The 23,850-nt window shown below is 68.6% G+C and carries 25 protein-coding genes; 14 read left to right on the plus strand and 11 right to left on the minus strand.

What is annotated here, in order from left to right; translation table 11 throughout:
• Window positions 1–59: 59 nt before the first annotated feature.
• Entirely contained in the window at window positions 60–599 is a 540-nt protein-coding gene (locus AB0L97_RS23905) for a GtrA family protein (protein WP_355073560.1), read from the plus strand.
• Between the two features lies 1 nt (window position 600).
• Here AB0L97_RS23905 and AB0L97_RS23910 read toward each other — a convergent pair whose 3' ends face one another.
• From AB0L97_RS23910 to AB0L97_RS23920, 3 genes are read right to left on the minus strand one after another with little or no spacing between them, the layout of a single operon-like run.
• On the minus strand, window positions 601–1,902 hold the full coding sequence (locus tag AB0L97_RS23910; RefSeq protein ID WP_355073558.1) for a HAMP domain-containing sensor histidine kinase: 1,302 nt from the start codon (window positions 1,900–1,902) through the stop codon (window positions 601–603).
• A 1-nt stretch (window position 1,903) separates the two neighbouring features.
• Complete coding sequence (locus AB0L97_RS23915; RefSeq protein WP_040865082.1) at window positions 1,904–2,581, minus strand: response regulator transcription factor; 678 nt, start codon at window positions 2,579–2,581, stop codon at window positions 1,904–1,906.
• A 17-nt stretch (window positions 2,582–2,598) separates the two neighbouring features.
• The gene (locus tag AB0L97_RS23920) at window positions 2,599–3,144 is read right to left on the minus strand and encodes a PH domain-containing protein (protein WP_355073554.1); all 546 of its coding nucleotides are present in this window, start codon (window positions 3,142–3,144) and stop codon (window positions 2,599–2,601) included.
• Window positions 3,145–3,304: 160 nt separating this feature from the next.
• On the opposite strand from AB0L97_RS23920, the gene AB0L97_RS23925 reads away from it, so the two are divergent.
• Window positions 3,305–4,258: an acyl-ACP desaturase gene (locus AB0L97_RS23925; RefSeq protein WP_355073552.1), complete on the plus strand. Its 954-nt coding sequence runs from the start codon at window positions 3,305–3,307 to the stop codon at window positions 4,256–4,258.
• Between the two features lie 18 nt (window positions 4,259–4,276).
• Here the strand turns inward: AB0L97_RS23925 and AB0L97_RS23930 are convergent, their stop codons facing one another.
• Together AB0L97_RS23930 and AB0L97_RS23935 are read right to left on the minus strand one after the other, a co-directional pair.
• Window positions 4,277–5,080, minus strand: coding sequence for a biotin--[acetyl-CoA-carboxylase] ligase (locus AB0L97_RS23930; protein WP_355073550.1), 804 nt, complete (start codon window positions 5,078–5,080; stop codon window positions 4,277–4,279).
• A 27-nt stretch (window positions 5,081–5,107) separates the two neighbouring features.
• Window positions 5,108–5,296: a hypothetical protein gene (locus tag AB0L97_RS23935; protein ID WP_364433205.1), complete on the minus strand. Its 189-nt coding sequence runs from the start codon at window positions 5,294–5,296 to the stop codon at window positions 5,108–5,110.
• A gap of 205 nt (window positions 5,297–5,501) precedes the next feature.
• Between AB0L97_RS23935 and AB0L97_RS23940 the strand changes: the two genes are divergently transcribed.
• From AB0L97_RS23940 to AB0L97_RS23950, 3 genes are all read left to right on the plus strand, one after another.
• Window positions 5,502–7,142, plus strand: a complete 1,641-nt coding sequence (locus tag AB0L97_RS23940) for an acyl-CoA carboxylase subunit beta (protein WP_355073546.1) — start codon at window positions 5,502–5,504, stop codon at window positions 7,140–7,142.
• A gap of 194 nt (window positions 7,143–7,336) precedes the next feature.
• Window positions 7,337–7,672, plus strand: coding sequence for an acyl-CoA carboxylase subunit epsilon (locus tag AB0L97_RS23945; RefSeq protein WP_364433210.1), 336 nt, complete (start codon window positions 7,337–7,339; stop codon window positions 7,670–7,672).
• Window positions 7,669–8,301, plus strand: a complete 633-nt coding sequence (locus AB0L97_RS23950) for a Maf family nucleotide pyrophosphatase (protein WP_355073542.1) — start codon at window positions 7,669–7,671, stop codon at window positions 8,299–8,301. Before AB0L97_RS23945 ends, AB0L97_RS23950 begins: the two co-directional genes overlap by 4 nt.
• On the opposite strand, the gene AB0L97_RS23955 is transcribed toward AB0L97_RS23950, so the two are convergent.
• Complete coding sequence (locus AB0L97_RS23955; RefSeq protein ID WP_355073540.1) at window positions 8,230–9,003, minus strand: transcriptional regulator; 774 nt, start codon at window positions 9,001–9,003, stop codon at window positions 8,230–8,232. The genes AB0L97_RS23950 and AB0L97_RS23955 overlap by 72 nt on opposite strands.
• Window positions 9,004–9,172: 169 nt before the next feature.
• Here AB0L97_RS23955 and AB0L97_RS23960 point away from each other — a divergent pair, with 169 nt between their 5' ends.
• The 3 genes from AB0L97_RS23960 to AB0L97_RS23970 all read left to right on the plus strand — a co-directional run bounded on the left by AB0L97_RS23960 (window position 9,173) and on the right by AB0L97_RS23970 (window position 13,164).
• A complete protein-coding gene (locus AB0L97_RS23960) occupies window positions 9,173–10,090 on the plus strand; it encodes a sulfurtransferase (RefSeq protein ID WP_364433215.1) in 918 nt (305 codons plus the stop codon).
• Between the two features lie 197 nt (window positions 10,091–10,287).
• Entirely contained in the window at window positions 10,288–12,093 is a 1,806-nt protein-coding gene (locus AB0L97_RS23965; protein WP_364433218.1) for an acetyl/propionyl/methylcrotonyl-CoA carboxylase subunit alpha, read from the plus strand.
• A gap of 132 nt (window positions 12,094–12,225) precedes the next feature.
• Window positions 12,226–13,164, plus strand: coding sequence for a patatin family protein (locus AB0L97_RS23970; protein ID WP_355073534.1), 939 nt, complete (start codon window positions 12,226–12,228; stop codon window positions 13,162–13,164).
• Window positions 13,165–13,342: 178 nt separating this feature from the next.
• Here the strand turns inward: AB0L97_RS23970 and AB0L97_RS23975 are convergent, their stop codons facing one another.
• The gene (locus tag AB0L97_RS23975) at window positions 13,343–15,307 is read right to left on the minus strand and encodes a protein kinase (RefSeq protein WP_364433223.1); all 1,965 of its coding nucleotides are present in this window, start codon (window positions 15,305–15,307) and stop codon (window positions 13,343–13,345) included.
• 170 nt (window positions 15,308–15,477) lie between these two features.
• A complete protein-coding gene (locus tag AB0L97_RS23980) occupies window positions 15,478–17,001 on the minus strand; it encodes a serine/threonine-protein kinase (RefSeq protein WP_364433226.1) in 1,524 nt (507 codons plus the stop codon).
• 183 nt (window positions 17,002–17,184) lie between these two features.
• Here AB0L97_RS23980 and AB0L97_RS23985 point away from each other — a divergent pair, with 183 nt between their 5' ends.
• Window positions 17,185–17,529, plus strand: coding sequence for a hypothetical protein (locus tag AB0L97_RS23985; protein WP_355073528.1), 345 nt, complete (start codon window positions 17,185–17,187; stop codon window positions 17,527–17,529).
• 24 nt (window positions 17,530–17,553) lie between these two features.
• Here AB0L97_RS23985 and AB0L97_RS23990 read toward each other — a convergent pair whose 3' ends face one another.
• The 3 genes from AB0L97_RS23990 to AB0L97_RS24000 all read right to left on the minus strand — a co-directional run bounded on the left by AB0L97_RS23990 (window position 17,554) and on the right by AB0L97_RS24000 (window position 20,773).
• Window positions 17,554–18,795, minus strand: a complete 1,242-nt coding sequence (locus AB0L97_RS23990; protein WP_364433230.1) for a YncE family protein — start codon at window positions 18,793–18,795, stop codon at window positions 17,554–17,556.
• Window positions 18,796–18,921: 126 nt separating this feature from the next.
• Window positions 18,922–20,256 carry an L-lysine 6-transaminase gene (gene lat / locus AB0L97_RS23995; protein ID WP_364433233.1) on the minus strand — a complete coding sequence of 445 codons (1,335 nt, stop codon included), beginning with the start codon at window positions 20,254–20,256 and terminating at the stop codon, window positions 18,922–18,924.
• A 64-nt stretch (window positions 20,257–20,320) separates the two neighbouring features.
• The gene (locus tag AB0L97_RS24000; RefSeq protein ID WP_039796222.1) at window positions 20,321–20,773 is read right to left on the minus strand and encodes an Lrp/AsnC family transcriptional regulator; all 453 of its coding nucleotides are present in this window, start codon (window positions 20,771–20,773) and stop codon (window positions 20,321–20,323) included.
• 112 nt (window positions 20,774–20,885) lie between these two features.
• Between AB0L97_RS24000 and AB0L97_RS24005 the strand changes: the two genes are divergently transcribed.
• The 5 genes from AB0L97_RS24005 to AB0L97_RS24025 all read left to right on the plus strand — a co-directional run bounded on the left by AB0L97_RS24005 (window position 20,886) and on the right by AB0L97_RS24025 (window position 23,848).
• Window positions 20,886–22,415 carry an aldehyde dehydrogenase family protein gene (locus tag AB0L97_RS24005; RefSeq protein WP_364433237.1) on the plus strand — a complete coding sequence of 510 codons (1,530 nt, stop codon included), beginning with the start codon at window positions 20,886–20,888 and terminating at the stop codon, window positions 22,413–22,415.
• 209 nt (window positions 22,416–22,624) lie between these two features.
• Window positions 22,625–23,002: a DUF4258 domain-containing protein gene (locus tag AB0L97_RS24010; protein ID WP_355073518.1), complete on the plus strand. Its 378-nt coding sequence runs from the start codon at window positions 22,625–22,627 to the stop codon at window positions 23,000–23,002.
• Between the two features lie 62 nt (window positions 23,003–23,064).
• Entirely contained in the window at window positions 23,065–23,148 is an 84-nt protein-coding gene (locus tag AB0L97_RS24015) for a toxin C-terminal domain-containing protein (RefSeq protein WP_364433334.1), read from the plus strand.
• Between the two features lies 1 nt (window position 23,149).
• Window positions 23,150–23,533 (plus strand): hypothetical protein, encoded by a 384-nt coding sequence (locus AB0L97_RS24020; RefSeq protein WP_364433241.1) that lies wholly within the window; start codon window positions 23,150–23,152, stop codon window positions 23,531–23,533.
• Between the two features lie 18 nt (window positions 23,534–23,551).
• Complete coding sequence (locus AB0L97_RS24025) at window positions 23,552–23,848, plus strand: hypothetical protein (RefSeq protein WP_355073512.1); 297 nt, start codon at window positions 23,552–23,554, stop codon at window positions 23,846–23,848.
• Window positions 23,849–23,850: the final 2 nt, after the last annotated feature.

A 23,850-nucleotide genomic window follows, 5' to 3' on the forward strand; every position in this document is an offset into this window, starting at 1 on the left:
ACGTCGGACAATATTGTCATGTCCGGCGCAAATGACAGCTACCGGTACACTCCGGTCTTGTGTCATTCGTCGACGACGTGGTCAGCGTCCTCCCCAAGCCGCTGCAAGATATCGCGTACCGGCAGCGGGAATTGATCAAGTTCGCGATCGTCGGCGCGACCACGTTCGTGATCGACAGCGGCATCTTCTACATACTCAAGTGGACGGTGCTCGCGGAGAAACCGGTCACGGCCAAGATCATTTCCGGCGTCATCGCCGTGATCGCGTCCTACATCCTGAACCGGGAATGGTCGTTCAAGAATCGCGGCGGGCGGGAACGTCATCACGAAGCGCTGCTGTTCTTCGCCGTCAGCGGCGTCGGCGTCGTCCTCGCCTTCACCCCGCTGTGGATTTCCAGCTACGTCTTCGACCTGCGCCAGCCCAACGTGAGCTTCACGGTCGAGAACGTCGCCGACTTCATCAGCGCGTTCATCATCGGCAATCTGCTGCAGATGGCGTTCCGTTTCTGGTCGATGCGCCGCTGGGTCTTCCCCGACGAAATGAGCGAACTCGAAGCGGAATTCGTCGACCTCGTGGAAGAGGAACTCGGCCGCGGCTGAGTCACCTCGGCTCGGGCACCACCGAGTTGGCCGGACGGGCCTTCGACCCGAGGAACACCGCGAACAGCGCGGGCCTGCGCCGCTGTAATTCCAGCCGTCCGCCGTCCGCCTCGACCAGCGCCCGCGCGAGCGCCAGCCCGACACCGGTGGAGCCGCCCGCGGAGAAACCGCGGTCGAAGATGTGCGGCGCCAGCTCGTCGCGCACTCCGTGGCCCTCGTCGGCCACCTCGACACACACCAGCGGCTCGCGATCGGCTCCCGGCCGCACCGAGCGCACCGACACCGTGCAGGTCCCGCCGCCGTGCATGAGCGCGTTGTCCACCAGCACCGTCACCGCCTCACGCAACCGCGAACCCGTGATCGGGGCGCGCAACGACTCGTCGCCGGTGAGTGTCAGCGACCGTCCCGCCTCGGTGAACGGGTGTTTCCATTCGGCGACGACACCGCGCAGTTCGTCCATCACGGGCACCGGATCGCGGTCGGCCGCGTCTTCGTCGCGGGAGGCGCGGACCAGGTCGTCGATCGCGTCGGTGAGCCGGTCGACCTGAGCCATCGCCTCCTCGGCCTCGTGCACCACCTCCGGGTCGGCATGCGCGGACAACTCGTCCAGGCGCAACCGCACGGCGGTCAGCCTGCTGCGCAGCTGATGCGAGACGTCCGCCACCAGGGCGTGTTCGCGCTGGAGTCGTCCGGCGATCTCCACCGTCGCCGAGTCGAGCACGTCGGATACGCGATCCAGTTCCGCGATGCCGTGCCTGCGCGGATCGGGCCGGAAATCCCCCATCGCCAGCCGGGCCGCGCGCGCCGCCACGTCCCGCAGCGGATCGGCCACCCGCCGGGCGGTGACCACCGCGACCGAGACCGCCGCGCCGAGCGAGGCGAGCACCGCCAGCGCGACCACCGCGACCGCCTGGCGCTGCATGGCGTGCATCGGCGCGGACGGCACCTCCAGGCGCAGCGAAGCGGACTTGCCCATCGAAAGCGACTCGACCAGCGGGTCGGACACGTCGGCCACCCCCACGTCGCGGCGGACGGCGTTGTCCCGCTGCGACGGGTAGACGATGGTGAGCCTGCCGTTCTCCGGCACCAACGGCGCCACCGACCGGATGTCCAGCTCGCCGGACACCGTGCCGTCGCGTTCCTGCGCGATGATCTCCGTCGCGATCCGGTCCAGCCGGTTCTGCAGGTCGTTGCGCGTGATGTCCTCCACCCACAACCACGCCGTGTAGATCAGGGGCACGCCGAGCACCACCGTGGTGAGGGTCAGCACGGTGAGCATGGAACGCAAGATCCGGCGGCGCACGTCAGTCGGTGTTCAGCCGGAATCCGACACCGCGGACGGTGACGATGCGCCGCTCGGCCATGGGGCCCTCGTCCCCGATCTTGCGGCGCAGCCAGGACATGTGCATGTCCAACGTCTTGGAACCGCGCAACTCCGCGTCGCCCCACACCTCGCGCAGGATGGTCTCGCGCGCCACCACCTGACCGGCCCGGTCGATCAGCACCTTGAGCAGCTCGTATTCCTTGTTGGCCAAACCGATTTCGACGCCGTTGACCAGTACGCGCCGGGCGGCCGGCTCCAGGCGGATGCCGCCCACCTCGACCGTGTCGTCGCCGATTCCGCTGCGCCGCAACAGCGCTCGCACCCGGGCGAGCAACTCGGCGAGCCGGAACGGCTTGCCGACGTAGTCGTCGGCGCCCGCGTCCAGCCCCACCACGAAATCCACCTCGTCGGTGCGCGCGGTGAGCATCAGCACGGCCAGATCCGCGCCACGGGCGCGCACCTGACGGCAGACCTCCAGCCCGTCCATGCCGGGTAGGCCGAGATCGAGAATGAGCAGGTCGTGCCCGCCTTCCAGAGCTCGCTGCAGCACGGCGGGGCCGAAACTCTCGACAGTCACCGAGTAGCCCTCGCGGCCGAGCGCGCGCGACAACGGGGCCGCGATGGCATCGTCGTCCTCGGCCAGCAGTACAGCGGTCATACGCCCAGGCTACGGGCTCACCGGTAGCTGCGGCGGTCGTCCCAGCGCTCGTCGCGCCCGTCCCGATGGCGTTCGACCTCGAACACCTGGTGGTACAGCAACGAATGCACTTGCTGGACCGCGGGGATGTCGTCGTATTCCAGCGGCTCCGAGGAGGACGACTCGATGATCAACGTCCCGGTGCCGAGCAACCGATCGAACAGCCCATGCCGGAACTGCACGCTGGAGATCCGGCTCATCGGGATGTCGATGCCGCTGTGGGTGATGACGCCCTGGCGCACCAGCACCCGCCGGTCGGTGACGATGAAATGCGTCGACTTCCAGCTGATAACCGGTACGGCGCAACGCCATAGCAGAATCGCCACATACACCACGAGCACCGTGATGAGCAGCGCCGAGGCGGTGGTGCCCGTGGCCTTCTGCGAAATGAGTCCCCCCGTGAAACCCGCGAGAGCGGTGGCGACGATCAGCGTCACGATCGGCCAGAAGAGCATCTTCCAATGCGGGTGGCGATGCAGCAGCAACCGTTCGTCGGGCGCCAGCACATCCTCGGGATAACCCATGTCAGGAACAGTACCGCGTCAAGATGCCCGAACGGCTGACACCGCAGCGCGTCATGCTGCACAATCGGCACCCTGCGTGTGACCATTTCCGCGCAGTGGCTCTCTGTATCGCGCAACGCCCGGCTCACCATCATCGCCGATTCCGACCGTGGAGGAACGCGTGACCAAAGACCTGACCCCGCTGCAGATCCTGGCCGAACTCGAACCCGTCGCCGAAGAGAACCTGAATCGGCACCTGTCCATGGCGAAAGACTGGAACCCGCACGATTATGTGCCGTGGAGCCAGGGCCGCAACTTCGCCGCCCTTGGCGGCGTGGATTGGCAACCGGAGCAATCGCACCTCAGTGAGGTCGCCCGGGTCGCGATGATCACCAACCTGCTCACCGAGGACAACCTGCCCTCCTACCACCGGGAGATCGCGCAGAACTTCTCCGAGGACGGACCGTGGGGCACCTGGGTCGACCGCTGGACCGCCGAGGAGAACCGCCACGGCATCGCCATGCGGGACTACCTGGTCGTCACCCGCGCCGTCGATCCGGTCGCCCTGGAGGAGGCCCGGATGATCCACATGAGCAACGGGGTCCGATCGCCGGACGGGTGGGGCGGGTTCCTGGCGAGCGTCGCCTACGTCACCTTCCAGGAACTGGCCACCCGTGTGTCGCATCGCAACACCGGCAAGGCATGCAACGACGCCGTCGCCGATCGCCTGCTCCAGCGCATCGCCGCCGACGAGAACCTGCACATGATCTTCTATCGCTCCCTGTGCGGCGCGGCGCTGGACCTGGTGCCCGACCAGGCGCTGCCCGCGATCACCAGGATCATCACGAACTTCCTGATGCCAGGCGCCGGGATGCCCAACTTCCGCCGCTACGGCGTGCTGATGGCCAAGCACGGCATCTACGACCTGCGCCAGCACCTGGAAGAGGTCATCGAGCCGGTGCTCAAACAGTGGAACGTCTTCGACCGCTCGGACTTCGGGCCGCGCGGCGAGCAGGCGCGCGACGAACTGGGCACGTTCGTGGAGCAGCTGGCCAAAGACGTGATCAAGTTCGAGGAGCAGCGCGATCGCGCACTCGCCCGGGACGCCGCGCGCGACGTCGCCCAGCACGTCTGAGGCCGCCCGGAGAGGCGGTCAGTACTGGGCGCGCAGATGCGTGACATCGCCCGCGGACACCGCTTCGCCACCGATGAGCAGGCGGCCGTAGTCGTCGACGCCCTCGGCGATGCCGGTGAGCTGTCGGCCGCCGGGTAGTTCGGCGCGGACCTCCGTGCCGATGGTGGCGCACCGCTCGCGGTAGGCGGCGGCCAGTTCGTCGGTCGCCCAATCCGCGTCGCGCCACGCGGTGAAGCGACGGGCGAACTCGGTCAACAGCGACCGCACGAGCACCGTGCGGTCGGTCTGCCGCGCACCCGCGATGGTCAGCGACGTGGCGTGCGGCACCGGCAGTTCCTCTTCGGTCAGGCTCACGTTGAGCCCGAGCCCGATCACGACGGCGGGCGCGCCGCCCCCGCTCGCCGCGACCTCGGCCAGGATGCCCGCGACCTTGCGTCCGTCGATCAGCACGTCGTTGGGCCACTTGAGTTCCGCGGCGACGCCCGCCGTGGTCCGCAGCGCGTCGACCACGGCGACGCCGGTGAGCAGCGCCAGCCAGGCGAGCGAGGCGGGGCCGATCCCGGGCAGACGCACCAGCACCGACATCGCCAGTTGCGCCCGAGGCGGGCTGACCCAGGTCCTCGCGTGCCTGCCACGGCCCTGCACTTGGGTTTCCGCCAGCAGAACGACGTGGTCGGCGTCCGGATCGGCCGCCAGCGCGATCAGATCCGCGTTCGTGGACCCGGTCGACTCGACCACGTCGATCCGCGAGAAGAACGACAGTTCCGGCGAGTCGACGGCACTGCGCCGCAACTGCTCTGCATCCAACGGTGGCCTCTGCACACCGGCAGGCTACTCGCCGCGCGGGCGCTACCCGGCCAGGTCGTACCAGGAGACGAGCGGGTCGCGCGCCGCCATGCCCGCGCGGTCGTTCTCCGGCTCGCCCTCGGCGGTCTCGGTCCAGCACTCGGGCTCGCCGTACTTCGGAGCCGTCTCCGTGGTCCGTGTCCACGCCGCGGCGGCAGCGTATTCGGCGAAAGTCCTACCCCATTCCCACATGACGCGCTCCTCCCCTGAGCCGAAAATGTTTCGCCCTCAGGCTATCCGGACCCGACCGGTGGGCGATACTCATTTTCCGCCTCCCCAACGTCGCTACCGACCAGGAAGTTTGCGTCCGAAAATTGATCTAGCTGCGGTTTTCTACTCGCCGGTAGCCCCCGCCTGGGTTAGAGAGACGCACTGGTACTGGTTACACTCCGATGCCATGACGAGTGTCCAGCAGCAGCCCGCATCAGGTCCCGCGGGTTCCCCCGATATCCACACCACCGCCGGGAAGCTGGCTGACCTGCGGAATCGGCTGGAAGAGGCGAAGCACCCGATGGGTGAGGCCGCGGTCGACAAGGTGCACGCGAAGGGCAAAATGACCGCCCGCGAGCGCATCCTCGCCCTGCTGGACGAAGGCTCCTTCGTCGAACTCGACGCCCTGGCCCGCCACCGCAGCGTGAACTTCGGCCTGGAGCACAACCGCCCGCTCGGCGACGGCGTGGTGACCGGTTACGGCACCATCGACGGCCGCGATGTGTGCATCTTCAGCCAGGACGTCACGGTGTTCGGCGGCAGCCTCGGCGAGGTCTACGGCGAGAAGATCGTCAAGGTGATGGATCTGGCCCTGAAGACCGGCCGCCCCCTGATCGGCATCAACGAGGGCGCTGGCGCGCGCATCCAGGAGGGCGTGGTCTCGCTCGGTCTCTACGGCGAGATCTTCCACCGCAACATCCAGGCCTCCGGCGTGATCCCGCAGATCTCGCTGATCATGGGCCCGGCCGCCGGTGGCCACGTGTACTCCCCCGCGCTGACCGACTTCGTCGTGATGGTCGACGGCACCAGCCAGATGTTCGTCACCGGCCCGGACGTCATCAAGACCGTCACCGGCGAGGACGTCACCATGGAGGACCTGGGCGGCGCGCACACGCACATGACCAAGTCCGGTGTGGCGCACTACGTCGCCTCCGGAGAACAGGACGCCCTGGACTACGTCAAGGACCTGCTGTCCTACCTGCCGAGCAACAACCGGGCCGAGGCGCCGCGCTTCCCGGCCACCGACCCGATCGACGGCGCGATCGAGGACTCGCTCACCGACGAGGATCTCGAGCTGGACACGATCATCCCGGACTCGCCGAACCAGCCCTACGACATGCACGACGTGATCCGTCGCCTGCTCGACGACGACGAGTTCCTCGAGGTGCAGGCCGAGCGCGCGATGAACATCATCGTCGGCTTCGGCCGGATCGACGGCCGCAGCGTCGGCATCGTGGCCAACCAGCCCACCCAGTTCGCGGGCTGCCTGGACATCGACGCCTCGGAGAAGGCCGCGCGCTTCGTGCGCACCTGCGACGCGTTCAACATCCCGATCATCACCCTGGTCGACGTGCCCGGCTTCCTGCCCGGCACCGGGCAGGAGTACAACGGCATCATCCGGCGCGGCGCGAAGCTGCTCTACGCCTATGGTGAGGCCACTGTGGGCAAAATCACGATCATCACACGCAAGGCCTACGGCGGCGCCTACGACGTCATGGGTTCCAAGCACATGGGCGCCGATGTGAACCTCGCCTGGCCGACCGCCCAGATCGCCGTCATGGGCGCTTCGGGCGCCGTCGGCTTCGTCTACCGCAAGCAGCTCCAGCAGGCCGCCAAAGACGGCGGAGACGTCGATGCGCTGCGGCTCGAGCTCCAGAACGAGTACGAGGACACGCTCGTGAACCCGTACGTCGCCGCCGAGCGAGGCTACGTGGACGCGGTCATTCCGCCGTCGCACACCCGCGGCCAGATCGTCTCCGCGCTGCGACTGCTCGAACGCAAGATGGTCACCCTGCCGCCGAAGAAACACGGCAACATCCCGCTGTGATCGAGCGATACCCTCGATAGGCCGCGCACAAAGGGTGGGGCATCGGCCTCGGTAACACTTACGCTGGCGTGTACCGGCTTGTTGCAGAGAAGCAAAGAGTGCGTCCGAGGACGATTGCTTCATCCATAACTTGTCGGAAAACGGGAACAGCCTGATCAGTTCCGCTGATAAGGGCGAAGAGAGGACCTGGCACTGTGACGACCGTGGCAGAAGAAGATGTGTTGAGCGCCGTCGAACTGGATCTCACAGTCGACCCGATCGCAGACGAGGCCGGTGCGTCCACCGGTTCGACCGCGACAGCGCAATCCGCAGAGGCCACCCCGGAGCCGTTCTTCCGTGTCGTGAAGGGCTCGCCGACCGACGAGGAACTCGCCGCACTGGTGTGCGTCCTGTCCGCCGCCGCGAACAGCGCCGCGTCGGGCGGGCCCGCAGGCCCGCCCGACCTGTGGGGCCACCCGACGCTGATGCATCGCGGCGCTTCCCCGTTCTCCCCGTACTCCTTCCCACAGCTGTCCCACCTGCGCGGGTGACGCGGCTGATCCTGGCCTCCGCGTCCCCGGCCCGCCGGGAGGTGCTCCGCTCGGCGGGCATCGACCCGATCGTCCGGGTCTCCGCCGTGGACGAGGACGCGGTGGCCGCCGCCCTCCCCGAGGGCACCCCTCCGCAGGGGGTCGTGGTGGAGTTGGCGCGCGCCAAAGCGGCGGCCGTCGCCACCGCGGTTCCGGAGTTCGCCGCCGACTGCGTTGTGGTGGCCTGTGATTCCATGCTGCTCGTGGACGGCGAGTTGCAGGGCAAGCCGCACACCCCCGAGGTCGCCCGCGCGCGCTGGGGCGACATGGCCGGACGCAGCGCCGATCTCGTCACCGGGCACTGCGTGCTGCGGATGCGGGACGGTGGGATCATCGCCGAAGCGGTCGACTGCAGCAGCACCACCGTGCATTTCGCCAAGCCCGAGCCGGACGAGCTGGACGCCTACATCGCGACCGGCGAGCCGCTCCAGGTGGCGGGCGCGTTCACCCTCGACGGGCTCGGCGGCTGGTTCGTCGACCGCATCGATGGCGACCCGTCCAGCGTCATCGGCATCGGGCTACCACTGCTGCGCCGACTGCTTGGCGATGTTGGGATCGGCGTTACGCAGCTGTGGGGCCACACGGCCTGACGGCGTGGTGAACGCCTCGGCGTCACCGCCGGGCACCTTCGCGGTCTCCTGGGCCTCGGCGCGCTGCGCCGCGATGAGTTCCAGACGGGCCACGCACAGCTCCGGCTCCACGAACGGATGCATCCGCACGTCGATGGTCCCCTGCGCGCCGCCCCGGCGGAGGACGTCTTCGAGCAGCCCGAGGTGCACGCCGCAGACCACTTCGGAATGCGTTCGCGCGAGTTCGCGCAGCGGACACGCGGTCATCCGGATCAGCACCTTCCCCTCGTTCTCCGGGGAAGAGTCGCGCTCGGGCGCGAAACCCAGTTCCGACATCAACGTCATCGTGAGATCCTTGGCGTCCTCCAGCGACTCGACCCGATGGTCACCGACGTCGAGTCTGCTGCCCCAGGCGCGGCCCGCCGCATTCGCCGCCTCCGCCCTGCGCCGGGGATCCGGGCCGAGCTGGTCGGCGAGCACCTGGGCGAGATCTTGGTAGCCCACCGATCGCTGCACCGCGCTGTATCCGATGCGCGGTCGCCCGCGGCCACGCGGCGGCTGCTGGAACTGCCGGACGAGGGATTCCCTGGTGAGCACGTCCAGATGGAACCGGACCGTGGTGACGTGCTGTCCGGTGATTCTGGCCAGTTCCTGGGCGTCGAGAGGCTCGCTGGCGCCACGTAGGATCGCGAGCAGTCGCCGCCGCGGCCAAGAATCGGACATAGCTCACCCCTCCTCCCGGGAGACTTTATCGGATGTAGGTGCCCTTTATTCGGCCCTCATCCGATTTGTGATCTGAAACGAGAGCCACTGTCGCCTCACACCTACCATCGCTGTGAGGCCTCGAACCGCTGCCACCACCGTCCACCCATGCGTGAAGGACCCAAACACCGTGCCCGTCGCTCCGGACCCTCATCCCTCGCTCGGTTCCTACGCACACCCACACCGACTAGTAACCACGGAGTGGCTGTCGGCAAACATAGGCGCGCGGGGACTCAAGATCATCGAGGCCAACGAGGACACGCTGCTCTACGACATCGGGCACGTTCCGGGCGCCACCAAACTGGATTGGCGAAGCGATCTGAACGATCCGGTCACGCGCGACTATATCGACGGAACGCGATTCACCGAACTGATGCGCGCGAAAGGTATAGATCGTGACGACACGGTTGTGATCTACGGGGATCGCGGGAACGCGCAGGCGGCGCACGCGGCATGGGTGTTCACCCTGTTCGGGCACGAGGACGTGCGCCTGCTCGACGGCGGCCGCGCGGCGTGGATCTCCGAAGGGCGCGACACGACCTTCGAACCCGACTACCCGGTGCGCAGCGGCTATCCGGCTGTGCGCAGAGACGACAGCACCTTCCGCGCCTTCCGCGAGGACGTGCTCGCCCACCTCGGCAAACCGGTGCTCGACGTGCGCTCGGCCGAGGAGTACTCCGGCGCGGATGTGCTCCAACCGGCCAACCCCGAGGACGCGGCATTGCGCGGCGGCCATATTCCCAGCGCGTCGAACATCCCGTGGTCCGAGGCGCTCACCGCCGACGGGCGTTTCCGCTCCCGCACCGAACTCGACGACGTCTACCGCGCGTTGGCAGGCGCGGACGAGGTGATCGTCTACAGTCGAGTCGGCGCGCGGTCCGCTCACAGCTGGTTCGTCCTGACCTACCTGCTCGGGCGCCACGGCGTACGCAACTACGACGGGTCATGGACCGAGTGGGGCAACTCGGTGCGCATGCCGATCGCCACGGGGGAAGAACCCGGCGAGGCGCCCGCGCGCGGCGGGTCGCGACGCACGCGGAGCAGGTAGGCGGGGCGCGGTCCCAAACACAGGACGCGTACGTTGTGATCCGCGACCTACTGTTCAGTAGGCCTAGCCGAGTTCGGCGACTGTTGGCAGACTGCCTACACTCGCCCGAGACGTAAGTTTGTCGATTATGGGAGCGGAGCCCGCACAGCGACCCCACCCCCGGCGAAGCGACCAGAAGAATGCACACAGGAGGCTCAGTGCCCAGCCATGCCAGCGCGCGGATCACAAAGGTACTCGTAGCTAACCGAGGCGAGATCGCCGTGCGCGTGATCCGGGCGGCCAAGGATGCCGGTATCGGCAGCGTCGCCGTCTACGCGGAGCCGGATGCCGATGCCCCGTTCGTCAAGCTCGCCGACGAGGCGTTCGCCCTGGGCGGGCAGACCTCGGCCGAGTCGTATCTCGTCTTCGACAAGATCCTCGACGCCGCCGCCAAGTCCGGCGCCGACGCCATCCACCCTGGCTACGGCTTCCTTTCCGAGAACGCCGACTTCGCCCAGGCCGTCATCGACGCCGGGCTGATCTGGATCGGCCCCTCCCCCCAGTCCATCCGCGACCTGGGCGACAAGGTCACCGCGCGGCACATCGCCGAGCGCGCGAAGGCGCCGATGGCCGCGGGCACCAAGGACCCGGTCAAAGACGCGAGCGAGGTCGTCGAATTCGCGAAGACCTACGGCGTGCCGGTCGCCATCAAGGCGGCGTTCGGCGGCGGTGGCCGCGGCATGAAGGTCGCGCACACCATCGAGGAGATCCCGGAGCTGTACGACTCGGCCGTCCGTGAGGCGACCGCCGCCTTCGGTCGCGGCGAGTGCTTCGTCGAGCAGTACCTGGACAAGGCCCGCCACGTCGAGGCTCAGGTCATCGCCGACAAGCACGGCAACGTCATCGTCGCGGGCACCCGCGACTGCTCGCTGCAGCGGCGCTTCCAGAAGCTCGTCGAGGAGGCCCCCGCGCCGTTCCTGTCCGACGAAGTGCGCGCGAAGATCCACGCCTCGGCCAAGGCCATCTGCAAGGAAGCCGGCTACTACGGCGCGGGCACCGTCGAGTACCTGGTGCAGGGCGAGACGGTCTCCTTCCTCGAGGTGAACACCCGTCTGCAGGTCGAGCACCCGGTCACCGAGGAAACCGCGGGCCTCGACCTGGTGCGCCAGCAGTTCCGCATCGCCAACGGCGAGAAGCTGGAGATCACCGAGGACCCGACGCCGCGCGGCCACTCCTTCGAGTTCCGCATCAACGGCGAGGACGCGGGCCGCAACTTCCTGCCCGCCCCCGGCCCGGTCACCGTCTACAAGGAGCCCACCGGCCCCGGTGTCCGCGTCGACTCCGGCGTGGTCCAGGGCAGCGTGATCGGCGGGCAGTTCGACTCGATGCTGGCCAAGCTGATCGTCACCGGCGAGAACCGTACGCAGGCCCTGGAGCGGGCGCGGCGCGCGCTGGCCGAGTTCGAGGTCGATGGACTGGCCACGGTCATCCCGTTCCACCGGGCCATCGTCGAGGACCCGGCGTTCATCGGCGACGGCGAGAAGTTCGAGGTCTACACCAAGTGGATCGAAACCGAGTGGGTCAACACCATCGAGCCCTTCACCGGCGCGGGCGCCCCGGCCGACGAGGAGGAGGAAGCGCCGCGGCAGAAGGTCGTCGTCGAGGTCGGCGGACGCCGGGTCGAGGTCTCGCTGCCGGGTAACTTCACCGTTGGCGCCGGAGCGGGCGGGGCAGCGGGCAACGGCGCGGGCGTGATCCGCAAGAAGCCCAAGCCGCGCAAGCGTGGCGGCGCGGGCGGCGGCGCGGCCTCCGGTGACGCGGTCACCGCTCCGATGCAGGGCACCGTCGTCAAGGTCGCCGTGGAAGAGGGCCAGTCGGTCGAGGCGGGCGATCTGATCGTGGTGCTCGAGGCCATGAAGATGGAGAACCCGGTCAACGCGCACAAGGCGGGTGTGGTCACCGGCCTTTCCGTCGAGGCGGGCGCGGCGATCACGCAGGGCACCGTTCTGGCGGAGATCAAGTAGTACCCGGCGCAGACCGGGAAACGGGCGGGCGCGGACCTGGAGGTTCGCGCCCGCTCCTTTGTTCACGCGGCGGTCCCTCCGTCGTCACGCCGCTGGACCGATACGCATACCGTGGTGTCGTATCGTGATCCGGTGACCAGCTCGACAAGTCTCTCTCCTGTCGCGGAAGTGATCCGCGCGCGTCGTGCCACGGGCGGCCGTGCCGACGGTCACCGCCTGGCGCTGGTGGTGGAGGGAGGCGGCAGCCGGGGCGTGTACTCCAGCGGCATGGTGTCCGCGCTGGAGGAACTCGGACTCGCCGGGATATTCGATGCCGTGTACGGCACGTCGGCGGGCGCGATCAACGGCGCCTGGCTGTTGTGCGGGCGCGCGATCCCCGGCATGCGCTCGTGGACCGATCCTGCCATCATGCGCCGTGCCATCGACCCGGCTCGGCTGCTGCGCGGGCGCCCCGCGTTCGATCTGCGGTATCTCGTGCATCAGGTGTACGACGGCATCGAACCGATGGACTTCGAAGCGATCCTCGCCAACTCCACGACGTTCCATCCGATCGCCACCGATATCCGGACCGGGCAGGCGGTCGACCTGCATCCGCACATCACCGACAAGCGGACGCTCATGCGCGCGCTGCGCGCGTCGGCGGGCCTGCCCATTCTGGCCGGACCTCCGGTCGCCCTGGGCGGTTCGGCCTTCTTCGACGGAGGTCTCTCCGAGACCGTGCCGATCCGCACCGCGGTCCGAGCGGGCGCCACCCTCGCCTTGGTCCTGCGTACCCGGCGCGTGGACGAACGGCGCCCGGCCGCGTCGCGCCTGCACCAGCTCGTCGGCGGCGGTTATATGCGCGCGGTGGCCCCCGGCGCGTACCGGGCGTGGCTCGAACGCCCCCGCCAACAGGACATCGAGGATCGCGCGCTCGCCGAACTCGGCGACTCGGTACTGCAAATCCACCCGCCCCTCGGCTCTCCCGACATCGACAGCGCCGCCCGCGACACCACGCTGCTGGCCGCGGGCCTGCGAATCGGCCGCCAAGCCGTCCTCACCGCGCTGTCCGCCGTCCTCCCAGCCGCCTGAGCGGGCTCGCCGCTTCCCATCCACAGCGGGCAAGCCGAAGCATCGCGGACCCGCATACAGGTGGCCGAGCTCGACACCGCGCTCGCCGCGCCGTGCAACGGAGTCACCCCGGTAGCGAGGTGTTCGGGCGGAGAGCATCCGTTTCCGGATCGGCACCGGCATCGCCGCGCGAAGACGTTCAGCCGAGGGCGACTCGGACGCCGTTGGACAGAACGAAGTCGTGGAGTTCCAAATGGTCGGGAGTGACCGTCGGCGGGAGGTCGAAGACGAGTTGGGTCGTGGCGGATTGCCCGGGGCGCAGCTCGAAGGAGTAGCCGAGGCGCCGTTGGGTGTTCTGCCACATGGTGGCGGTGGCGTTGTGGTCGAACAGCGTGTTCTGCGTGTCCAGCAGGCGCTGGCCCAGCGGCAGGAACCACTTCGATTCGTCGGAGATATTGCGGACGGCCAGCGTGACGATCAGAAACGAACCGGCGGCCGTCTGCAATCCGATGCGTGACACGCCCGCGTCGACCTTCGTGACGACGAATTCGAATTTGCCGTCGCGAACGGGAGTGCCCATCGGCGCCACGGCAGCCGGATCGGTCACGGGGTCGTCCCGGGACGGTCCGGGTTGTTCCACCGCCACCGCCGCGGGCGGCAGGGTCGGTGCGGGCGTGCCGGAGTCGCCGGCTCTGGTTCCCGCCGCGATCAACGCGACGCAACCGGCCGCGAACGCGAACGGCGTGAGGAACACCACGATCAGCGCGCCGATCAGCTTCGACAGCAAGCTCCGCCGACGTCGGGGGATCGCGGCGCCCGGCCGCTGGGGAACCGACCGCCGACCCGGACGCGGGACCGCCGGGAAGACCTTGCGCGCCTGCGCCCGGTACGGCGGCGCGACCGGGCCGGGCTTCGGGGACAGCACGCGTGCTTGCAGGGCGAGCAGTCTGCCCTGCCAACCTGGCTGTCCGCCTCCAGCGGCGTACGGCGCGTTTCGATACCCGCCTGCTGAATATGGCTGCCCCGCAGCGGGGTGACCAGGGACGGCCGACCGACCGGCATATCCCCGCACCGGCGGACCCGATTGCGGAACGTCCTTGCCCGGGGTGGGAATCGGCCCAGGGGTGACCGTGGACCAGTCGAGCCTGGTCGCCACGAGCGTCGGCGTCGGGCCTGGCTGGGGCATGACTTTGGTCGGGGTAGGCGTGCGCCGTGGCGGTGCACTCGGCGCTTCCGAAAAACGCTCTGCCGCAGAGGCTCCAGCTGACGGACGCGGCGAAAGGCTCTCTTGCCCAGGGAGACCGCCGTCGCCACCAGCACGGGGCGCTGGCGGCGGCACGGCTCGCGAGTCGGGAACGCCGATCGCCGACCGCGCGGCTGCGGCGAATTCCCCGGCGGTCGCGAATCTTTCGTCCGGCTCCTTGGCCAAACCGCGGGCGATGACGGCATCCAGAGCGGCGGGGACAGCGGCGCACACCGAACCGGCTCGCGGGGGCGTCGCCATCAGATGGGCGTGCATCTGCTGTGCGGGGTCGGTGTCGCCGTAGGGCCGGCAGCCGGTCAGGCACTCGTAGAGCACGCAGGCCAGCGAGTAGACGTCGGCGCGTCCGTCCACCTTCCCGGTGAACCGCTCCGGAGCCATGTACGCCAGGGTGCCGATCGCCATGCCCGTGGTGGTCACGGCGGTCTGGCCGAGCCCGTGCGCGATGCCGAAGTCGATCAAGTAGGTGAAGCCGCTGGGGTGCACGACGATGTTCGACGGTTTGACGTCGCGGTGCACCAGTCCGCGCCGGTGCGCCACATCGAGCGCCGCGGCGACGTGGCCGATGACGCCGACCGCGACGGCCGGTGGCAGCGCTCCCTCGGCCAGCAGTTTGCCCGCCAGATCCGTGCCCTCGACGAACTGCATGTCGATGTAGAGCCGGCCGTCGATCTCGCCGAACCGGTGGATCCGGGGTACGTGCGGATCGCGCAGTTGCGCCACCGCTTCGGCTTCACGCTCGAATCGCTTGCGATATCCCGCGGCGGCGGCGAGTTCGGCAGGCAGGAGCTTCAACGCCACCCGCCGCGCGGCCACCGTGTCGTAGGCGAGCCACACTTGCCCCATACCGCCCTTGCCGAGCAGTCGCTCCAGCCGGTAGCCCCCGAATCGCACCTCCCCCATCGCGAACCTCCAGTCAGCGTTGACATCTGGCCGATCCGGCCTCCCCGCGGCGCGGAACGAAAATCAGCAGGTCACCGCGCGAATGCCGTAAGAATGGCCTTCTTCGGAGCGTAACCCCGCCCCGCGTCACACACCACTGTGGGCTCGACGACAGTCCGGCAACGGCCCGCCTACTTGCCCGGTTTGGGCTTGTCCCTGCCATGTCCCTGGTTCGCGTGATCCGGCTTGCCCCGGTCGTGCTTGTCGCCGGAATACTGCTGCCCGGGTCCGTTCGAGTCGTCGGCGTTCCGCACGGCGACACCGCCGGACGCGGGCGACGCGGGAAGCCAGCTGGGGCGGCCCGCCGACGGAGTACAGGTGAGCACCAGGCCGTCCACAACGACGCTGTGCACGTCGACCGCCGGATCGCACGGCTGGCCCGCGCCGGGCAGGACCACGATCGGCGCCGAGATCGGCGCAGGCGCGGCCGGGGCTTGCGACGGCGGGTTCGACGGTGTCCCGTGGTCCTGGTTCGACGACGGCAGCGGCGTTGTCGCCGGTCCCGCGTCGGCCACGTCCGGCCGTCCCAGCCACAACGCCCCGGCGACCGCCGCGGCGAGCGCCCCGAACGACGCCAGCGCCAGGCGCGGTCCGAGGGACGTACGCGTACCGGACGAGACACCGGTCGTGGGCGAGACACCGGTCGTGGGCGAGACACCGATCCGGGGCGAGACACCGATCCGGGGCGAGACACCGATCCGGGGCGAGACACCGATCCGGGGCGAGACACCGATCCGGGGCGAGACACCGGTCCGGGGCGAGACGCCGGAGGTGGCCACCGCACGGAGCGGCGGCAGTACGACGGTCGGCACCGCGGAGGCGAGTTCGACCGTGTTCACGTCCCGGCCGGTCAGCGCCACGTGCGCGGCCGAAGCCAGTTCCCCCGCACTGGACCAGCGCTGGTCCGGGTCCTTCGCCATGCCGCGCGCGATCACCGCGTCCAGTGCGGGCGGGAGGGCCGGATTCAGCGCCGATGCCGACGGCGGGGCTTGCATGAGGTGGGCGCGCAACAGGCGTGGCGGCTCGCCGTCGTCGAACGGCCGGTACCCGGTCAGGCACTCGAACAGCACACAGGCCAGCGAGTACTGATCCGAACGTGGGCCCGTAGCCCGGTCGAACCGCTCCGGCGCCATGTAGGCCAGCGTGCCCACCACGTTGCCGGTGGCGGTGATCGCGGGCTGGTCGCTGCGGTGCGCGGTGCCGAAGTCGATCAGATAGACCGTGTCGCCGGGCGTCACCATGATGTTGGACGGCTTCACGTCGCGGTGCACCAGGCCCGCACGGTGTGCGATGTCGAGCGCGGCGGCCGTCTGCGCGATGATCTCGATCGCCCGCTCTGGGTCCAGCCGCCCCGAACGCCGCAGCAGCGCGGCCACGTCGGAGCCCTCGATGAACTCCATATCGATGTACAGGCGGCCGTCGAGCTCGCCGAACGAATGGATCGGCACCAGGTGCGGCCCGCGCACCTGGGCGGCGAGCCGAGCCTCCCTGGTGAACCGCTGCCGGAATTTCGGGTCCGCCGCGTACGCGGTGGTCAACAGCTTCAACGCGACCGCACGGTCGGTCGTGGTGTCGTGCGCGAGCCAGACCTCACCCATGCCGCCGCTGCCCAGCAACCGATCGAGGCGGTAATGGCCGAACCATAGCTCGCCCATATCGATAGAACCTCCCGCTAGCCTCTTCCTCATGATCGAGCTACCCCAAATCCGGTTCGTTACCGCGAAACGCGCAAAAGCGACGTGGCGGCCATCCGATCATGTCGCAGCGAGGCCGTTCGGCGTCGCGGAATTCGGCGGAGTGCCCGCCGACGACTCGCGCGGCGGAACGGCCGAACGCTGATGGAGCCGATCGAAATCAACGCGGGCGCCTGGTATCTGCGCGCCCTGCGCGCCGACGACCGCATCGACGACCGCCCCGCCCTGGCCGCGGGCGGCATCACCGAACCGGACTACGTGGCCCGGCGCGGTGCGGGCTGGGCGGAGGAGACGCACTTCTCCTGGGCGGTCTGCGAACCGACCACAGCCGAGCTGGTCGCCGAAATCGGGGTGACGCCCGAGGCCGACGGCACCGCGAAGGTGAGCGGATGGGCGCGCCCCGGCTACGAGGCCGCTTTGGACGCCGGGCTGACGTCCGTTCAGCGCTTCGTCGAAGGCGGTCTGGGGTTGCGTCCGGTCAGGTCCTGACCGCTGCGCCGGCCGGGCCGAGGGTCAGCGCATGACGCCGGTGTGGCCCGTGGAGTAGCGGCCCGGCTGCGGCCAGATCGTGAGTCCGTGTGGCCCTTTCCCTACCGGGATGCGAGCCAGCAGATTCCAGTTGACGATGTCGATGGCGTACACCTCGTCGTGGTGCCGGCCGGACGCCCAGAAGACGCGGCCGTCCGCGGAGATGTTGCCCATGTCGGGACTGCCGCCGCCGGGCACGAACCACTTGCGCACGAGCCCGTTCGCCGCGAAGTCCCACACCGAGACGCTGCCTTCGTGCCGGTTGGTGATGAGCATCTGCGCGGAATCGCGGGTGATGTAGAGGCCGTGGGCACCCTTGCCGGTCGGCACGAATCCGGTGTTCTCGAAAGTGTGCGCGTCGAACAGGTAGATGCCGTCGGCGGTCATGTCGGCGACGAAGAAAGTGTGGCCGTCCGGGGACAGCTTCACGTCCTGCGGCATGCCCGAGCGACCGCCGGGCAGATCGACCAGCTTGACGACTTTGCGCTCGGCCACGTCGAAAACCAGCATGCGGCCGTTGAATTCGCACGAGACCAGGGCGAAACGGCCGTCGGCCGTGAAGTCCATGTGGTCGACTCCGGCGCAGTCGGGCACCGCCATGGCGTGCGTCTTCTGCCAGGTTCGCGGATCGTAGAAATCCAGCGACTTGTCCGCCTCCGCGACCACGAGCGCGTACCGGCCGTCCGGCGTGTAGTACATGTTGTAGGGATCGCGCACGGGAAACGGTTCGCCCGGCTTGCCCGTCCTCGGGTCGATCGGCAACAGGCTGCCCGCGCCGATCGGCAGATCGTTGGTGACGTAGAGCGTCTGCAGGTCGTACGACGGGACGACGTGTTGTGGTTCCGAGCCGCCCGCCGCATAGGTGTCGATCACTCGAAAGGTCTCGGGATCGATCACCGAGACCGTATTCGACTTGCTGTTGGGCACGTAGACGAGCGGGCGGTGGTCGGCCACGGTGGGGCTGAGCTCTCGGTCGGCCACGTACACGTCGGTGGCTGAGAGCGGCGGCGGCATCCCCGGCAGCGGATCGGTCATGTGCGGTGGGAGCACGCCTGTAGTGGGGGCCGCCGCGGCGGCCGGGGTCGCGACGGTGATCTGGGCGGTCCGGCTCTGCTCGTCGCCCACCGTGCCGGCGTCACCGGCCGCGCAGCCGGCCGGCGCCGACAGCAGCAGCATGGAGACGACGAGGTGGGGCGCGCAACGCCGAAACATCCGCTGTCGGTTCACCTGCTGCACCTTGTCGGAGCGTGGTGAAGACGAGATGACATGGGTGCGAAGCCTAGGAGCCGAATCCGGAATTCCGGCGCGCCCGCGCCGGAGTGCACCGGAATGTCCGGATCGAACCTCCGTGCGTTATGCGAGGCTGGTCAGCACCCGATCCAGCGCGTCGACGGCCTCGTCCAGTTCGGCGCCGGTGACCGTCAGCGGAGGACGGAACCGGATGCCCCGCTCGCCGGTGCCGAGGATCAGCACGTGCTCGCGCTCACGCAGCGCGGTGAGTACCTCGTCGCGCAGCCGGGAGGACGACAGGGTGATCGCGCACATCAGGCCGCGCCCGCGCGGCTCGCTGACATCGGCGTGCCGGGCGGCGAGCGCGCCGAGCCGTTCGAGCAGGTGCGCCCCCAACGGCCGGGAGCGTTCGATCAGCGCGTCCTGCTCCAACACCTCCAGGGTGCGCCTGCTGCGCACCATGTCGGCCAGGTTGCCGCCCCAGGTCGAGTTGAGCCGGGAGCTGACCGCGAAGACGTTGTCGGGTACCTCGTCCACCCGCCCGCCCGCCATGACGCCGCACACCTGGGTCCGCTTACCGAACGCGACGACGTCCGGCGCCAAGCCGAGTTGCTGGTAGGCCCAGGCCGTTCCGGTCATGCCTACGCCGGTCTGCACCTCGTCCAGCACGAACAGCGCGTCGTTCTCGTGACACAACCGTTGCACGGCCTGCAGGAACTGTGGACGCAGATGCCGGTCGCCGCCCTCGCCCTGGATCGGCTCGGCGATGAAACACGCGATGTCGTGCGGGCTTTCCTCGAATGCCCGCCGCACCTGGGTCAGCGCGCAGGCCTCCGCCTCCTCGACGTCGAACGCGTCGGTGAGATAAGGCGACTTGACGCGCGGCCAGTCGAATTTCGGGAAACGCGCGGTCTTCACCGGATCGGTATTGGTGAGCGACATGGTGTAACCGGTGCGGCCGTGGAACGCGCCGGTCAGGTGCAGCACTTTGGCGCCGAGTTCCGCTGGGCGGCCGTGTGCTTCGTTGTGCCTGCTCTTCCAGTCGAACGCGATCTTGAGGGCATTCTCCACCGCGAGTCCGCCGCCATCGATGAAGAACAGGTGCGGTAGTCGCGGGTCGCCGAGCACCCGCACGAACGTCTCGACGAAGCGGGCCATCTCGACGGTGTATATGTCGGAGTTGCTCGGCTTGTTCACCGCCGCGGTGAGCAGCTCGGCCCGGAACTGGGCGTCCTCGCTCAGAGCGGGGTGGTTCATGCCCAGCGCGTTGGACGCGAAGAAGCCGAACATATCCAGGTAGGGGCTGCCGTCGCGTTCGTCGACGAGGCGGCAGCCACGGGAACGGGTGAGGTCGAGTACCAAGTCGAAGCCGTCGGCCAGGATGCTCGCCGACAAGATCTCGTGGACCCGGGCGGCGGGGGTGACCGCCGGGCGGGTGCGTTCCAGTTCGATGGTCACGCCCTGAGGGTACGTAAAAATTTACGGAACCTCTACAACATGGCGGATTAATTACACCGAATCGTCACCTGTCGTAGAATGTCTGCAGGATGATGGTGCTCCTGGTGCGCACATTGGCGGTGGCTCTGATCTCTTGGAGCAACTGCTCGAGGTGCCGAGGGGACGCCACGCGCACCAGCAGGATGTAGCTCTCCTCACCGGCCACCGAGTGGCAGGCCTCGATGCCGGGGATGTGCTGCAACACCGCCGGCGCGTCATCGGGTTGCGACGGGTCGAGAGGAGTGATCGCGACGAATGCAGACAGCAGCTGGCCGAGGGCTTCCGGATCGACGTGCGCGGTGTACCCGCGGATCACACCGCGCGCCTCTAATCGGCGGACCCGTGACTGCACCGCGGACACCGACAGACTCGCCTTTTCGGCCAGGTTCGACAGAGTGGCCCGTCCATCGGCCATCAGTTCACGAATCAGCAGGCGATCGATGTCATCGAGTACGGGTCTTGCCGGTGTATCCGCCATCAGCGAAGGCTAACTCAGGCAGCCCGCCTCGTGTCCGGAACCTGACCTCCACCCTCCCGCTATGTGGGACAGACACGCCGCGACGCGGCCGAAAGGTATGGCGGAACAACAGATGACCGATGTACTCGACGACCAGGCCACCCAGCGACTCGCCGCCCGCGCGGAAGCGGTGCTGCGCCAATTGGGCGCGCCGCCATCGGAACCCGGCGATCTGCCCGCACGCACTCCGATCACCGGAGGGCAGCTGACCACCGTGCGATCCAGCTCGCTCGACGAGGTCGACGCCGCGATCGGCCGGGCCGCTACCGCCTTCCGCGCCTGGCGCGGGGTTCCGGCGCCCGTCCGGGCCGGGGTCGTGCGCAGCCTCGGTCGGCTGCTCACCGCGCACAAGAGCGACCTGGCCGAGCTCGTCACGCTCGAGGCGGGCAAGATCCCCGCCGAGGCCGCGGGTGAGGTACAGGAGATGATCGACGTCTGCGAATTCGCCATCGGCCTGTCCCGGCAGCTGTACGGCCACACCATGCCCTCGGAACGTCCTGGCCACCGGTTGATGGAAACCTGGCATCCGCTCGGCGTGGTCGGGGTGATCTCGGCGTTCAACTTCCCGGTCGCGGTCTGGGCATGGAATACGGCGATCGCGCTGGTCTGCGGCGACACCGTGGTGTGGAAGCCGTCGGAGACGACGCCGCTGACCGCGCTGGCCTGTCACGCGCTGCTGCGACGGGCGGCCCGCGAAGTGGACGCGGACCCCGAGATCCATCAATTGATCCAGGGTGCGAGCGCCGTCGGCTCCCGCCTGGTCGACGACGAGCGGGTAGCGCTGGTGAGCGCGACCGGCTCGGTGCGGATGGGTCGGCTGGTGGCGCCACGGGTGGCCGAGCGGCTCGGGCGCTGCCTGCTGGAACTGGGCGGCAACAACGGCGCGATCGTCACCGCGTCCGCCGACCTCGACCTCGCGGCGCGAGCCATCGTGTTCGCGGCGGCGGGCACGGCCGGGCAGCGCTGCACGACACTGCGCAGGCTGATCGTGCACCGAAGCGTGGCCGGCCCGCTGCTGGACCGACTCGAACGGGCGTACCGGCAACTGTCCGTCGGCGATCCGTTCGACGACGGGGTGCTGGTCGGGCCGCTGATCGACGGCAAGGCATACACCGGAATGCGCGCGGCGCTCGACAAGGCCGTGACCGACGGTGGCGAACTGGTCTGCGGCGGCGAGCGAGTCGATGGGTTCGGTGACGACGCCTACTACGTGCGGCCCGCCATCGTGCGCATGCCCGCCCAGACCGCGGTGGTGCGGGAGGAGACCTTCGCGCCGATCCTCTACGTGCTCACCTATGACGACTTCGATCGCGCGATCGCCCTGCACAACGAAGTGCCGCAGGGCCTTTCGTCCGCCGTCTTCACCACAGACCAGCGCGAGGCCGAACGCTTCCTCGCCGCCGACGGATCTGACTGCGGGATCGCCAATGTCAACATCGGTACCTCGGGCGCCGAGATCGGCGGCGCCTTCGGCGGCGAGAAGCAGACCGGCGGCGGCCGCGAATCCGGCTCGGACTCCTGGAAGTCGTACATGCGCCGAGCCACCAATACCGTGAACTACTCCACCGAACTCCCCCTCGCCCAAGGCATCGAGTTCGGCTGAACGCCACACCCCCTCCCCGGCTGCCACATCTGCGGCGGCTGCCACATCCTGACCGGCTCGGCTGCCATGCGGGTGCCATAAACCGCATGGGCCGACGTTTCCCGAGCCCAGCGGGGGCACTATGGGATCCGCTGTGGGTGGGCAGCCCGGTTCGGACGCCACCCGGCCACCGGGCGGTAGCGCGCCCGAAGTCATTCAGGAGGGGAACTATGCGATCCATCATCCGCGCGGCCGCGGCACCGTTGGCCGGCTTCGCCATTCTGCTGTCCGGCATACCGTTCGCGGCGGCGGCTTCCGCCGTCGTTCCGGGCGCGAGTTCCGCCGTCGTCCTGAGCGAGCGGCCCGCGACGGTGACCGAGATCGACTTCGACGCGGTGGCGGGGCGCCGCCCCCACTACATCGCGGGATACACCGATCACGCACGCCAGCGAATGGCCGAGCGCCGGATCAACGAGGATCAGGTCGAGTCCGCCATCTACAGCCACTACGAGGGGCAATGGCAGCCCGAGCACCGCACCTGGCTGGTGACCTGGGGCGGAGTCTCCGTGGCGATCAACGAGGACGCCTACATCGTCACGGTGATGTAGCGGTCTTCCGAGCCGGCAACTGCCGATGACAGCCCGCATGTGTGTGGCGCTCGCGGCACCCGATGGCGAGTTCCCCGGAAAGGCTCGCCTCGAAGGACACCCGGATGGGGACGTACGACGAAAACCTCAACCGGATTGGTGACTGACTTGGATCGTCCGAACGACCGGATCCCGGCTGCTCCGGCCGCCGCCGGAACGTGGCAAATACGCTTCGAACCGGGGATCACGAAGGAGAACGTCGAGCGTATCGCGGATTACGCGGTCGCAGAGGGCATGGCCCCCGCGGACTCGGCGGCTTTCCTCCGGACGGGGCGAGACCCGCGGTTCTGGTTTTCGGGCGTCCTCGACAGCACCGAAGTGGATGCTTGCCGCCAGGTCTTGCGCAAGGTGGTGAACAACGAGCCGACGGCCGACCAGGACCTGGCACCGATCCGCGGGCTCATCCAACGGTTCGACGACTGGTTGCGAGACCTGGCGTATCCGCGCGAGGAAATCTATGACGCGGACGACAGTTTCTTCGACTTCGACTGACACGATTGGAGCACCATCATGGCCGAGCCCGCAGCGCAACGGTGGCAGATCCTCTTCCCGGACGGCCTGACCGAAGGGCAGGTGGCCCGGTTGGCCCGGTTCGCGGCCGACAACGGCATCGACGAGCCGATGCACGGCATCGACGACCGGGCGACGTTCCGCTATGACTACGACCGGGCGACGGTCGAGCTGTACCGCCACATCTTCCAGAAAGTCCTCGACGGCGCCGCACTCACCGCGAGCAATCAGCTCGTTCTCATCGACTTCCTGGCGGAACTCGACGACTGGCGCACGGCGTCCATCGCACCGGACTGACT

Origin of the sequence: Nocardia sp. NPDC051911, assembly GCF_040681035.1 — a bacterium.
GTDB lineage: Bacteria > Actinomycetota > Actinomycetes > Mycobacteriales > Mycobacteriaceae > Nocardia > Nocardia sichangensis.

Excerpts from the sequence above, each read along its gene's own strand:
- AB0L97_RS23915 (WP_040865082.1), bottom strand. The coding sequence starts at position 2,581 with ATGACCGCTGTACTGCTGGCCGAGGACGACGATGCCATCGCGGCCCCG.
- AB0L97_RS23920 (WP_355073554.1), bottom strand. The coding sequence starts at position 3,144 with ATGGGTTATCCCGAGGATGTGCTGGCGCCCGACGAACGGTTGCTGCTG.
- AB0L97_RS23935 (WP_364433205.1), bottom strand. The coding sequence starts at position 5,296 with ATGTGGGAATGGGGTAGGACTTTCGCCGAATACGCTGCCGCCGCGGCG.
- AB0L97_RS23940 (WP_355073546.1), top strand. The coding sequence starts at position 5,502 with ATGACGAGTGTCCAGCAGCAGCCCGCATCAGGTCCCGCGGGTTCCCCC.
- AB0L97_RS23955 (WP_355073540.1), bottom strand. The coding sequence starts at position 9,003 with ATGTCCGATTCTTGGCCGCGGCGGCGACTGCTCGCGATCCTACGTGGC.
- AB0L97_RS23975 (WP_364433223.1), bottom strand. The coding sequence starts at position 15,307 with ATGGGGGAGGTGCGATTCGGGGGCTACCGGCTGGAGCGACTGCTCGGC.
- AB0L97_RS23980 (WP_364433226.1), bottom strand. The coding sequence starts at position 17,001 with ATGGGCGAGCTATGGTTCGGCCATTACCGCCTCGATCGGTTGCTGGGC.
- AB0L97_RS23985 (WP_355073528.1), top strand. The coding sequence starts at position 17,185 with ATGGAGCCGATCGAAATCAACGCGGGCGCCTGGTATCTGCGCGCCCTG.
- AB0L97_RS24000 (WP_039796222.1), bottom strand. The coding sequence starts at position 20,773 with ATGGCGGATACACCGGCAAGACCCGTACTCGATGACATCGATCGCCTG.
- AB0L97_RS24005 (WP_364433237.1), top strand. The coding sequence starts at position 20,886 with ATGACCGATGTACTCGACGACCAGGCCACCCAGCGACTCGCCGCCCGC.
- AB0L97_RS24010 (WP_355073518.1), top strand. The coding sequence starts at position 22,625 with ATGCGATCCATCATCCGCGCGGCCGCGGCACCGTTGGCCGGCTTCGCC.
- AB0L97_RS24015 (WP_364433334.1), top strand. The coding sequence starts at position 23,065 with ATGGCGAGTTCCCCGGAAAGGCTCGCCTCGAAGGACACCCGGATGGGG.
- AB0L97_RS24025 (WP_355073512.1), top strand. The coding sequence starts at position 23,552 with ATGGCCGAGCCCGCAGCGCAACGGTGGCAGATCCTCTTCCCGGACGGC.